Annotated in this window: 12 protein-coding genes and 1 other annotated feature; of the genes, 8 read left to right on the top strand and 4 right to left on the bottom strand. The window is 62.7% G+C overall.

Going from position 1 to position 12,012, the window contains the following annotated elements; genetic code table 11:
• Positions 1-16: 16 nt before the first annotated feature.
• Positions 17-1,402, bottom strand: a complete 1,386-nt coding sequence (locus ACJ8J5_RS09490) for a sodium:solute symporter (RefSeq protein WP_049205893.1) — start codon at positions 1,400-1,402, stop codon at positions 17-19.
• Between the two features lie 77 nt (positions 1,403-1,479).
• Positions 1,480-2,412 carry an agmatinase gene (speB, locus tag ACJ8J5_RS09485; protein ID WP_043137848.1) on the bottom strand — a complete coding sequence of 311 codons (933 nt, stop codon included), beginning with the start codon at positions 2,410-2,412 and terminating at the stop codon, positions 1,480-1,482.
• A 249-nt stretch (positions 2,413-2,661) separates the two neighbouring features.
• On the opposite strand from speB, the gene ACJ8J5_RS09480 reads away from it, so the two are divergent.
• On the top strand, positions 2,662-3,567 hold the full coding sequence (locus ACJ8J5_RS09480) for a LysR family transcriptional regulator (RefSeq protein WP_025302195.1): 906 nt from the start codon (positions 2,662-2,664) through the stop codon (positions 3,565-3,567).
• Here ACJ8J5_RS09480 and ACJ8J5_RS09475 read toward each other — a convergent pair.
• Positions 3,558-4,748: an MFS transporter gene (locus ACJ8J5_RS09475; RefSeq protein WP_197770198.1), complete on the bottom strand. Its 1,191-nt coding sequence runs from the start codon at positions 4,746-4,748 to the stop codon at positions 3,558-3,560. The two genes, ACJ8J5_RS09480 and ACJ8J5_RS09475, sit on opposite strands and share 10 nt — an antisense overlap.
• Before the next feature lie 137 nt (positions 4,749-4,885).
• On the opposite strand from ACJ8J5_RS09475, the gene ACJ8J5_RS09470 reads away from it, so the two are divergent.
• Positions 4,886-5,770, top strand: a complete 885-nt coding sequence (locus ACJ8J5_RS09470) for a LysR family transcriptional regulator (RefSeq protein ID WP_060432756.1) — start codon at positions 4,886-4,888, stop codon at positions 5,768-5,770.
• Between the two features lie 15 nt (positions 5,771-5,785).
• Here ACJ8J5_RS09470 and ACJ8J5_RS09465 read toward each other — a convergent pair whose 3' ends face one another.
• Complete coding sequence (locus tag ACJ8J5_RS09465) at positions 5,786-6,610, bottom strand: SDR family oxidoreductase (RefSeq protein ID WP_414104567.1); 825 nt, start codon at positions 6,608-6,610, stop codon at positions 5,786-5,788.
• 229 nt (positions 6,611-6,839) lie between these two features.
• Here ACJ8J5_RS09465 and hisL point away from each other — a divergent pair, with 229 nt between their 5' ends.
• The 6 genes from hisL (at position 6,840) to hisH (ending at position 12,011) form a co-directional block, all read left to right on the top strand.
• The gene (gene hisL, locus ACJ8J5_RS09460) at positions 6,840-6,887 is read left to right on the top strand and encodes a his operon leader peptide (protein ID WP_100396937.1); all 48 of its coding nucleotides are present in this window, start codon (positions 6,840-6,842) and stop codon (positions 6,885-6,887) included.
• Positions 6,863-6,989: a sequence feature (His leader region), on the top strand. It overlaps the preceding gene by 25 nt.
• 71 nt (positions 6,990-7,060) lie before the next feature.
• On the top strand, positions 7,061-7,960 hold the full coding sequence (hisG, locus tag ACJ8J5_RS09455) for an ATP phosphoribosyltransferase (RefSeq protein ID WP_015377256.1): 900 nt from the start codon (positions 7,061-7,063) through the stop codon (positions 7,958-7,960).
• 4 nt (positions 7,961-7,964) lie between these two features.
• Positions 7,965-9,272 carry a histidinol dehydrogenase gene (gene hisD / locus ACJ8J5_RS09450; RefSeq protein WP_414104566.1) on the top strand — a complete coding sequence of 436 codons (1,308 nt, stop codon included), beginning with the start codon at positions 7,965-7,967 and terminating at the stop codon, positions 9,270-9,272.
• On the top strand, positions 9,269-10,357 hold the full coding sequence (gene hisC / locus ACJ8J5_RS09445; RefSeq protein ID WP_060432755.1) for a histidinol-phosphate transaminase: 1,089 nt from the start codon (positions 9,269-9,271) through the stop codon (positions 10,355-10,357). Before hisD ends, hisC begins: the two co-directional genes overlap by 4 nt.
• Entirely contained in the window at positions 10,354-11,421 is a 1,068-nt protein-coding gene (hisB, locus tag ACJ8J5_RS09440; RefSeq protein ID WP_060432754.1) for a bifunctional histidinol-phosphatase/imidazoleglycerol-phosphate dehydratase HisB, read from the top strand. Before hisC ends, hisB begins: the two co-directional genes overlap by 4 nt.
• Positions 11,421-12,011, top strand: coding sequence for an imidazole glycerol phosphate synthase subunit HisH (hisH, locus tag ACJ8J5_RS09435; protein ID WP_060432753.1), 591 nt, complete (start codon positions 11,421-11,423; stop codon positions 12,009-12,011). Before hisB ends, hisH begins: the two co-directional genes overlap by 1 nt.
• Position 12,012: the final 1 nt, after the last annotated feature.

Genomic DNA, 12,012 nt, shown 5'->3' with positions numbered 1-12,012 from the left:
GTCCCACCTCGTCGTTTCAACGCTCGGTTTGCGGCTGCAGCTGCGCTGCCGGGCGGCTCAACAGGCTGCCCAACACGAAGGCGACGCCGCCGCCCAGCAGACCGCCGTAGATCGGGCTGTTGGCATCGATGCCGTGCCAGATCATCAGCCCCACCACACACAGGCTGCCGGTCAGCATGCTGGCAATCGCGCCGGCGCTGGTGGCGCGCGGCCAGAAGATCGCCCCCACCAACGGGATCAACATGCCCCCCACCAACAGGTTGTAAGCCAGCGTCAGCGCCGCCAGCACGTCGCGCACCACAAACGCCAGCCCCAGCATGACCACGCCCATGAAAAGCGTGGTGAAGCGCCCGGCGGCCAGCCCGCCGGAAGGTTTGCGGCGGATGGCCGGCAATACGTCCTCCAGCGCGATGGTGGAAGACGCCAGCAGGCAGGCGCTGGCGGTAGACATCAGCGCCGCCAACGCCGCGGCGGCCACCAGCCCGCTGACGCCGACCGGCAACACCGCCTGCGCGATAGCGGCGAAGGCGCCGTCGGTGTTGCTGAGCGACGGCAGCACGATCTTGCCGGCCATGCCGATCAGCGCGCCGGTCACACCGTACAGCACGCAATAGACGCCCGCGCCCAGCCCGGCGAAGCGCGCCACGTTGGCGCTGCGGGCGGTGAACACCCGCTGCCAGATGTCCTGGCCGATCAGAATGCCGAAGAAGTAGATCAGGAAGAACACCAGAATGGTGTCCAGCCCGATCGACGACAGCTGGTAGTAACCGGCGGGCAGCAGGCTGGTGAACGCCTCCCAGCCTCCAGCCTTGACGATGCTCATCGGCATCAGCACCAGCATCATGCCGACGGTCATGATGATGAACTGAATGATGTCGGTCAGCGTCAGCGACCACATGCCCCCCAGCGTTGAATACAGCACCACCAGCCCGCCGCCAAGCAGGATAGACGCGCTGAACGACAGGCCGAACATCACCTGCATCACGCTGCCGATGGCGATGATCGAGGTCACCGCCACCATCAGGTCATACGCCAGCATGATCGCGCCGCTGGTGACCCGCGCGGCCGGGTGATAACGCCGCGACAGCACCTGGCTGACGGTATACAGCTTCAGTTTGAGCAGCGGCTTGGCCAGCGCCAGGCTCAACACCACGATGCCCAGCCCGAGCGCGCCGCACAGCCAGACGCCGGAGATGCCGTAGGTGTAGCCGAGCTTGACGCTGCCGATGGTCGACGCACCGCCGAGCACCACCGCCGACAGCGTGCCCAGATACAGCCCCGGCCCCAGGTTGCGCCCGGCCACCAGATACGCCTCTTTGGAATTGGCGCGGTGAATGCCCATCCATCCCACCGCGCCTATCACCAGAAAGTAAATCACCACAACCAGCAGATCGAGATTCATGGGTACCTCCACTCCGTTGTTATTGTTATCAGGGGGCCCGACGCAACCGCTCCGCCGGTAGGGTCAGTACGCCGGCCTCAGCGGGCCGGCAGCACGCACAACATTTCAAACAGCAGGTTGGCGGCCAGCAGCGCCGTGTTGCCGGAGCGATCGTAAGGCGGCGACACTTCCACCACATCGCCGCCCACCAGGTTCAGCCCGCGGCAACCGCGTACGATCTCCAGCCCCTGCCAAACCGACAGCCCGCCGACCTCCGGCGTGCCGGTACCCGGCGCAAAGGCCGGATCCAACCCGTCAATATCGAAGCTGAGGTAAACCGGCGCATCGCCCATCTGCTCGCGGATCTCCGCCATCAGCGGCGTCAGCGACCGGTGCCAGCAGGCCTCGGCCGGCACCACGCGGAAGCCCTGGCGCCGTGACCAATCGAAGTCATCCGCCGCATAGCCGCTGCCGCGCAGGCCAATCTGCACCACCTTTTCGGGCGCCAGCAGCCCCTCCTCAAACGCGCGGCGGAAGGTAGTGCCGTGCGCCAGCTGTTCGCCGAACATCTCCTCATTGGTATCGGAATGCGCATCGACGTGGATCAGCCCGACCGGGCCATGTCGGCGGGCGACGGCGCGCAGCACCGGCAGCGTCAGGGTGTGATCGCCGCCGAGCGTCAACGGCATGCAGCCGTGTGCCAGGATCTCGTGATAAGCCGCCTCGATGCGCTGCACGCTGTCCGCCAGGCTGTAAGGGTTGATGGCGACATCCCCCAGATCGGCCACCTGCAGCCGTTCGAACGGGGCGGAACCGGTGCCCATGTTGTAGGGGCGGATCATCACCGATTCCTGGCGGATCTGGCGCGGGCCATAGCGGGTGCCGCTGCGGTTGGAGGTGCCGATATCCAGCGGAATGCCGACAAAGGCGGCGTCCAGACCGTGCGCCTGTTCGGCGGCGGGCAGGCGCATCATGGTGGGAATACCGGCAAAGCGCGGCATGTCGTTGCCGCTTTGGGGTTGGTTCAGCATGGCGTTTCCTTGTCTTGATCTGCGATGAATTGAAACATTTGAGCAACATTCGCAGACTACCCCGTTGGCCGCCTCGGCTACCATTCCCGCTTTTGCATGTAAACATCGGAAAACGCGATGCAACTAACCTATTGAAGTATTGATTTTTATTTCAAATTCATGCCATAAGGAAGACCATATCTTCAGCGCCGCCCCTATTTCTTTGATGTTAAAAATGGGTTAACCGGCCGACGTTCTGCGGAGGGGGCGATGCTCACCAACCTAAGCGATATCGATCTGAAACTGCTGCGGGTGTTCGTCGCGGTGGCGGAAGCCCAGGGCGTCAGCGCCGCACAGGAAGCGCTGTTGATGAACCAATCCACCATCAGCACCCACCTGGCCTCGCTGGAAACCCGGCTGGGTTTTCGCCTGTGTCAACGCGGCCGCTCCGGCTTCCGGCTGACGCCCAAGGGCGAACGCATGCTGATCGCCTGCCGCTCGCTGTTCAACGCCGCCCGCGACTTCACCCGGGTCAGCCAGTCGCTGAACGGCCTGCTGACCGGCGATCTGCAGATCGGTCTGGTGGATAATCTGGTTTCGCTGCCGGGCAATCCGTTCAGTCAGGCCATCCAACACTTCCAACGCCGACATCAGGACGTGCAATTGCAGTGCCGCATCTGTTCGCCGAACGAGATTGAACAAGGGTTGCTGCACCGGCAGCTCGATCTGGGCATCGGCTACTTCGGCCAGCAGCTGGAGGCGTTGCGTTATCAGCCGTGGCTGGAGGAGACGCAGGCGATCTACTGCAGTAGGGATCACCCGCTGTTCGCGGTAGAAGAACCGGGGCGCGAGCAGATTGAAAACGCGCGCTGGGTCAAGCGCGGCTACCTGCTGGCACAGCAGCTGTGCCCGATCGCGCCGCCGCATCTGGCCGCGGTGGCCCACCATATGGAAAGCGTCGCCCATCTGGTGCTGAGCGGCACCTGTCTCGGCTATTTGCCCACCCACTACGCGGCGCGTTGGGTGGAACAGGGGCTGCTTCGGCAGTTGGGCGGTACGGCGCTCTCATACCGCGCCACGCTCAGCCTGGTCAGCCGCCCCGTCCAGCCCGACGAGGCGCTGAACGCGCTGCTGGAGGATTTGGCGCGCGCCGCACGCCCATCACCTCATCGCTGAGAGGCCAGCGCCCGATTCATGGCAAACAGCGTGCCGGTTAAAGACAGGACGAGTAATCCGATGATGGCCCAGGCGAAAGAGGGCGCCCCGCCCTTGTCGAGCAACATGCCGCCGACCGCGCCACCGGCTGCCACGGCGGTATTCCAGCCCGTCGTATACATGGACTGCGCCACGTCGGCCGCGCGGCCGGAAAGGCGTGACAATGCCGTCTGCGTGAGGGTGGCGAAACCGCCGAAAGCCACGCCCCACAATGCGACGGAGAGATAGACCATCGGGATCATCCGTCCCCCACTCCCCAGCAGCACGGCAGCGAGAGCAAAGATGACGATACTCATCACCGTAAGAGATTGGACTCGCCGATCGACCAGCATCCCGGCGACGCCCAATCCGGCAATCGCGCCCAGCCCGAAGATAAACAGAACGATATCGACCCGCTCGGACAACCCCGATGGCTTGAGGAAAGGCTCCAGGTAGATATACAGAATGTTATGGGCAACGATGAAGGTGAACACCACAAACAGCACGGCGCGGATCCCCCGTTGCAAGAATACGCCGCTCAGAGACGGCCGATGCGCCTTAGCCTGGCCGGGGAAATCCGGCACGATGGCGATGATCCACACCACGAGCACCAGCGCCATCAACGTCATCAGACCAAAGGCGCCCTGCCAGCCGATGGCTCGGCCAAGCAACGTGCCGAGCGGTACGCCAAGCACCAACGCCAAAGTGGCGCCGGCGCCGGAGATCGCAATAGCGCGGCCGCCAAGGTGGGCCGGTGACATACGCACCGCATAACCAGCCAGCAAAGACCAAACGATGCCGCCGAAAACGCCGGCGAAGAAACGCGTCGCCAATGAGACGTGATAATCGTTCGACAGCGCCGTGACGAGGTTAACGATGGCAAAACCGCCGATCGCGCTCAACAGCAAGGGGCGGCGCCGCATGCCTTGCGTCAATGCGGTCAGCGGAATAGCGGCGGCCAACGCGCCCACCGCATAGGCGGTGATGAACTGCCCCGCCAGGCTTTCAGATACGTTCAAATCGCCCGCGATCGAAGACAGCACGCCCGCCGGCATGATCTCGGTCAGCAGCGTGATAAAAGCGGCCATCGCCAACGCCAGCAGGCCGCCCAGCGGCAACCGATCGATGCCCTCGGCAGGCGCAGATATCGTCGTTTGATTCATTAATCACTCCCCATTCAAAGATGTTTCCGCCCATCGCGGATGACGTTTGCATCATGCTGCCCACTCGCTGATAAAAGAAAAACAGGCTAAAGTGAACAACACTCATGACATAAAGTTCATCAATAGAATGGAAGCCTATGGAAAGTCTGGGTTCTCTCGACGTTTTCGTGCGGGTCAGTGAAAGCCGAAGTTTCACGGCGGCCGGGCAACAGCTGGGGATCTCCGCCTCAGCGGTCAGCAAGACCATCGCCCGGCTGGAGGAACGGCTCAGCGTGCGCCTGTTTCACCGCTCTACCCGCACGGTCAACCTGACACCGGAAGGGGCCTTGTTTCTGGAAAGGTGCCGACGCATTTTGAGTGAGGTGAAAGAGGCGGAAGCCGAACTGTTGCAAACGCGGGGAACACCTCAGGGCAAGCTGCGCATCAGTCTCCCGTCGCTGGGCACGCTTTTCATGCCAAAACTGGGGGACTTCAAGCGCCGCTATCCTGAGATCGAGCTGGATATTGATTATTCGGATCGGCTGGTTGACGTGATTGAGGAAGGTTTCGATGCCGTTATCCGCAGCGGAACCCCGAGTGACTCACGGCTGGTTGCCCGCCGGCTGGGTACCTGCCGCAAGGTTTTCGTTGGCGCACCGGGTTATTTCAGCAAAGTGGGTATGCCGCGCAAGCCCGAGGATCTGACAAGCCATGCCCGTTTGCATTATCGCTTTCCCAGCACCGGCAAACTGGATGTTTGGCCGCTGGGAGACAAGACGGAGATAATCCCCGAACGGCCGGCCAGCATGGTGACAAATACCCTCGATCCGCAGGTATGCTTCGCCGAACAAGGGCTGGGCATCGCTTATTTGCCGGAGATCGCCGTGCGCAGACAGCTGGAACAGGGCAGCCTGGTGACGGTTTTGGATGACTACGACCGCGAGAACATGGTTTTTCATGTCCTCTGGCCGTCGGGCCGCCACCTGTCAGTCAAAATCAGGCTGTTCGTCGACTTTGTGACGAGCCACCTTTTCCCGCTTTAAACAACGTATGCCGCCTTAACTGACCGGCATACGCGCCGGATCGGGATACTGGTACTCAAAACCCAGCTCGTTGCAGATGCGGTTGCCGTCCACCAGCCGCTCATCCTGATCCGCTTCGTCGGCGAACTGCGGCGGCGCCAGGTGCAGCTGTTCGGCCAGCGCAGGATAAAATTCGCGTTTGGCCGGATGATACGGCGCGCACAGGTTGTACACGTGACCGCCCTTCGGCAGCTTCAGCAGCAGTTGGATGGCGGCGATGACGTCGTCCTGGTGCACCAGATTCACCCCCTGCGACCCGCCCTTCACGTCGAGTTTGCCCGCCAGGAAGCGGCCGGGGTGACGATCGGCGCCCACCAGCCCCGCCAGCCGCAGAATGTCCACCGAGGTGTTCGGCAATTCATGCAGCCAGCGCTCCAGCTCGGCCAACACCCGGCCCGACGGCGAGACCGGCCGCAGCGGCGACTCTTCGCGCAGCGTGCCGGCAGTTTCGCCGTACACCGAGGTGGAACTGGTAAAGATCACCCGCGGCACGCCAAAGGCCATCGCGCTGTCCACCAGCATGCGCACCGCATTGAAATAGTTCTCGCTGCCTTCGACGGTACGGCGAGCGGGCAGCGTCACCACCAGCGCATCCACACGCAGCAGCGATTCCAGATCGTCCGGATCGCACACCAGCTCCGGCGTCAGCTCCAGTTGATAGCATTCAATGCCGCTCATGCGCGCGGCCTCGACGCCGTCCGGCGTGGTTTTGCTGCCGACCACATCATACCCGCGTCCCATCAGCGATAACGCCAACGGCATGCCCAGCCAACCTAAACCAATAATGGCTACCTTTTTCATCCTCTTCCTCTCCTGAAGATCGCAGCGCCCTGCCCCTAAGGCTACGCCACTGTACACGGCGATACAATCTGCCCGGCTTAAGGTTAGGTAAAGCCGTGTGTGGCTAATAACTCAACCTGTTTCAATAAATTAAATTTATGACGTTAAAAAAGGGTTGCACGGTGGACAGCGGATAGTTTAGCTTAATTGGCATACGGTTTTTACCGGCTTTTGATTAGAGAAAAACACCATGACACGCGTTCAGTTCAACCACCATCATCACCATCACCCTGACTAGTCTTTCAGGCGATGTGTGCTGGAAGACGGTTTGTTAATCTTCCAGTGGCGCGCAGAACGCAAGAGAGAGCCCTCGGAAGATTTCTTCCGAGGGTTTTTTTTTGGCTCCGGACAGACAGAAAAGAATATTTTTTACAATAAATTCATAAAATTACAGATTAAACAGAGGTTACCATGCTGGACAAGACACGTTTACGGATCGCAATGCAGAAGTCGGGCCGCCTGAGCGATGAATCCCAGGAACTGCTGGCACGCTGCGGCATCAAGATCAACCTGCAGCAGCAGCGTCTGATCGCCTTCGCCGAAAACATGCCGATCGATATCCTGCGCGTGCGCGACGACGACATCCCGGGCCTGGTGATGGACGGCGTGGTCGATCTCGGCATCATCGGCGAGAACGTGCTGGAAGAAGAGCTGCTCAGCCGCCGCGCCCAGGGTGAAGACCCGCGTTACTTCACCCTGCGCCGCCTCGATTTCGGCGGCTGCCGCCTGTCGCTGGCCACCCCACTCGACGCCGAATACGCCGGCCCGCAAAGCCTGCAGGACGCCCGCATCGCCACCTCTTATCCGCACCTGCTGAAGCAATACCTCGACAAACAAGGCGTGCGCTTCAAATCTTGCCTGCTGAACGGCTCGGTGGAAGTCGCGCCGCGCGCCGGCCTGGCCGACGCCATCTGCGATCTGGTCTCTACCGGCGCCACGCTGGAGGCCAACGGCCTGCGCGAAGTGGAAGTGATCTACCGCTCCAAAGCTTGCCTGATCCAACGCGACGGCGAAATGCCTGAAGCCAAACAGCAGCTGATTGACCGCCTGATGACCCGCATTCAGGGCGTGATCCAGGCGCGCGAATCCAAATACATCATGCTGCACGCGCCGAGCGAGAAGCTGGACGAGATCGTCGCGCTGCTGCCGGGCGCCGAACGCCCGACCATTCTGCCGCTGGCCGGCGCGCAGAATCGCGTGGCGATGCACATGGTCAGCAGCGAAACCCTGTTCTGGGAAACCATGGAAAAACTGAAAGCGCTCGGCGCCAGCTCGATTCTGGTGCTGCCGATTGAAAAGATGATGGAGTAACGCCATGTCGACCTTCAACACGCCGATCGATTGGGCAACGTGCAGCGCCGAACGCCAGGCCGAGCTGCTGATGCGCCCGGCGATTGCCGCCTCCGACAGCATCACCCGCACGGTGAGTGAGATCCTCGACAACGTGAAGGCCAATGGCGATCGGGCGCTGCGCGACTACAGCGCCCGTTTCGACAAGGCGGAAGTCTCGGCGCTGCGCGTCAGCGCCGAGCAGATCGCCGCCGCCGCCGCGCGGTTGGGTGATGACATCAAACAGGCGATGGCGGTGGCCGTCGCCAACGTGGAAACCTTCCACAACGCGCAGCGACTGCCGCCGGTGGACGTCGAAACGCAGCCAGGCGTGCGCTGCCAGCAGGTGACCCGCCCAATCGACTCGGTGGGCCTGTATATTCCCGGCGGATCGGCGCCGCTGTTCTCTACCGTGCTGATGCTGGCGACGCCGGCGCGCATCGCCGGTTGCCGCCGGGTGGTGCTGTGCTCGCCGCCGCCGATCGCCGATGAGATCCTGTATGCGGCGCAGCTGTGCGGCGTGCAGGAAGTGTTTCAGGTCGGGGGCGCGCAGGCGATCGCCGCCCTGGCGTTCGGCACCGAAAGCGTGCCGCGCGTGGCGAAGCTCTTCGGGCCGGGCAACGCCTTCGTGACCGAAGCTAAGCGGCAGGTCAGCCAGCGCCTCGACGGCGCGGCCATCGACATGCCGGCCGGCCCTTCTGAAGTGCTGGTGATCGCCGACGCCGGCGCCACCCCGGCGTTCGTCGCTTCCGATCTGCTGTCGCAGGCCGAACACGGCCCGGATTCGCAGGTGATCCTGCTGACGCCGGACGCGGCGATGGCGCAGGCGGTGGCCGAAGCGGTGGAAAGCCAGCTGGCCGAGCTGCCGCGCGCCGACACCGCACGCCAGGCGCTGGCGAGCAGCCGCCTGATCGTAGCGCGCGATCTGACTGAGTGCGTGGCGATCAGCAACCGTTACGGCCCGGAGCACCTGATTATTCAGACCCGTAATGCGCGCGAACTGGTGGACGGCATCACCAGCGCCGGTTCGGTGTTCCTCGGCGACTGGTCGCCGGAGTCCGCCGGCGATTACGCCTCCGGCACCAACCACGTGCTGCCGACCTACGGCTACACCGCCACCTGCTCCAGCCTGGGGCTGGCCGATTTTCAAAAACGCATGACGGTGCAGGAGCTGACGCCGCAGGGCTTCAGCAACCTGGCCGCCACCATCGAGACGCTGGCTGCCGCCGAGCAGCTGATCGCCCACAAGAACGCCGTGACCCTGCGCGTCGCCGCCCTGAAGGAGCAAGCATGAGCATCGAAAAACTGGCGCGCGCCAACGTTCGCGAGCTGACCCCTTATCAATCGGCGCGCCGCCTCGGCGGTAAGGGCGACGTGTGGCTGAACGCCAACGAATACCCGATCGCACCGGAATTCCAGCTGACCGCGCAAACCTTCAACCGCTATCCGGAGTGCCAGCCGGCGCAGGTGATCGAACGCTACGCCGCCTACGCCGGGGTCAAGAAAGAGCAGGTGCTGGTCAGCCGCGGCGCCGATGAAGGCATCGAGCTGCTGATCCGCGCCTTTTGCGAGCCGGGCAAAGACGCCATTCTGTTCTGCCCGCCGACCTACGGCATGTACGCCGTCAGCGCCGAAACCTTCGGCGTGGAGCGCCGCACCGTGGCCGCCAAAGAAGACTGGCAGCTGGATCTGCCGGCCATCGCGGACAGCCTGGACAACGTAAAGCTGATCTACGTCTGCAGCCCGAACAACCCAACCGGCAACCTGATCGACCCTGACTCTCTGCGCAGCCTGCTAGAGCTGGCCAAAGGCAAGGCGATCGTCGCGGTGGACGAAGCCTATATCGAGTTTTGCCCGCAGGCCACGGTGGCCGGCTGGCTGAGCGACTATCCGCACCTGGCCATCCTGCGCACGCTGTCGAAGGCCTTTGCGCTGGCCGGCCTGCGCTGCGGCTTTACGCTCGCCAATGAAGATCTGATTGCCCTGCTGCTGAAGGTGATCGCGCCTTACCCGCTTTCGACGCCGGTGGCGGATATCGCCGCGCAGGCGCTGAGCGAAGAAGGCATCCGCACCATGCGCCAGCGCGTCACCGATATCGCCGCCACCCGCAGCTGGCTGCAGCAACAGCTGGAGAAATGCGCCTGCGTCGAGCAGGTTTTCGCCAGCGACAGCAATTACCTGCTGGCCCGCTTCACCGCCGCAAGTAATGTGTTTAAAAGCTTGTGGGATCAGGGCATTATCTTACGAGACCAAAACAAACAGCCCGGATTGTCCGGCTGCCTGCGCATCACCATAGGCACCCGCGACGAATGTCAACGCGTGGTGGACGCCTTGTCCGCCCTGCCCGGCGCCAACCAGACTCGCCAGGAGCCAATGTGAGCCAAAAAATCCTCTTTATCGATCGTGACGGCACGCTGATCGCCGAGCCACCGGAAGATTTCCAGGTCGATCGCCTGGACAAGCTGGCGCTCGAGCCGGACGTGATCCCTTCCCTGCTGGCGCTGCAACAGGCGGGGTATCAGCTGGTGATGATCACCAATCAGGATGGGCTCGGCACCGCCAGTTTCCCGCAGGAAACCTTCGATCCGCCGCACAACCTGATGATGCAGATCCTCAGCTCGCAGGGCATTCAGTTCGCCGATGTGTTGATCTGCCCGCACCTGCCGGCGGACAACTGCGACTGCCGCAAGCCGAAGACCGCGCTGGTGAAGGGTTACCTCGAACCCGGCGTGCTCGATACCGCCCACAGCTACGTGATCGGCGATCGGCCGACCGACGTGCAGCTGGCAGAAAACATGGGCATTCAGGGGCTGCGCTACCAGCGCGGCGTGCTGGGCTGGAAAGAGATCGTGCGCCAGCTGACCCTGCGCGACCGTCATGCGCGGGTTAACCGCGTGACCAAAGAGACGCAGATCGATGTCAACGTCTGGCTGGATCGCGAAGGCGGCAGCAAAATCAAAACCGGCGTCGGCTTCTTCGACCACATGCTGGATCAGATCGCCACCCACGGCGGCTTCCGCATGGAGATCGACGTCAAAGGCGACCTGTATATCGACGATCACCACACCGTAGAGGACACCGGCCTGGCGCTGGGCGAAGCGTTGAACAAGGCACTGGGCGACAAGCGCGGTATTGCCCGCTTCGGCTTCGTGTTACCGATGGACGAATGCCTGGCGCGCTGCGCGCTGGATATCTCCGGCCGCCCGCACCTGGAGTACAAGGCCGAGTTCAACTATCAGCGCGTCGGCGATCTCAGCACTGAAATGGTCGAGCACTTCTTCCGCTCGCTCTCCTACACCATGGGCTGCACGCTGCACCTGAAGACCAAAGGCAAAAACGACCACCACCGGGTCGAGAGCCTGTTCAAAGCGTTTGGCCGCACGCTGCGCCAGGCGATCCGCGTCGAAGGCAATACCCTGCCGAGCTCGAAAGGAGTGCTGTGATGAACGTGGTGATTTTGGATACCGGCTGCGCCAACCTGGCCTCCGTCACCTACGCGGTGCGGCGCCTGGGCTATCAGCCGGAAGTGAGCCGCGATCCGGAGATCGTGCTGCGCGCCGACAAGCTGTTCCTGCCGGGCGTCGGCACCGCGCAGGCGGCGATGGATCAGCTGCGCGAACGCGATCTGCTCGAACTGATCAGGGCCTGCACTCAGCCGGTGCTGGGCATCTGCCTCGGCATGCAGCTGCTGGCGGCCAGCAGCGAAGAGAACGGCGGCATAACGACGCTCGGCCTCATCGATACGCCAGTAAAGCAGATGACCGACTTCGGCCTACCACTGCCGCACATGGGTTGGAACCAGGTGTCCGCGCAAGCGGGCCACCATCTGTTCCGCGGCATCGATGACGGCGCCTACTTCTATTTCGTACACAGCTATGCGATGCCGATATGCCCCAGCACCATCGCTCAGGCGAACTACGGCGAGCCCTTCACCGCCGCCGTGCAAAAAGACAACTTCTTCGGCGTGCAGTTTCATCCAGAACGATCTGGAGCGGCCGGCGCGCAACTGTTGAAAAACTTTCTGGAGATGTAGG

It is taken from the genome of Serratia sp. CY43202, from assembly GCF_052168755.1.
GTDB classification, from domain to species: domain Bacteria; phylum Pseudomonadota; class Gammaproteobacteria; order Enterobacterales; family Enterobacteriaceae; genus Serratia; species Serratia bockelmannii.
The sequence above is the reverse complement of the archived record's forward strand: the minus strand, read 5'-3'. Positions and strand labels throughout refer to the sequence as shown.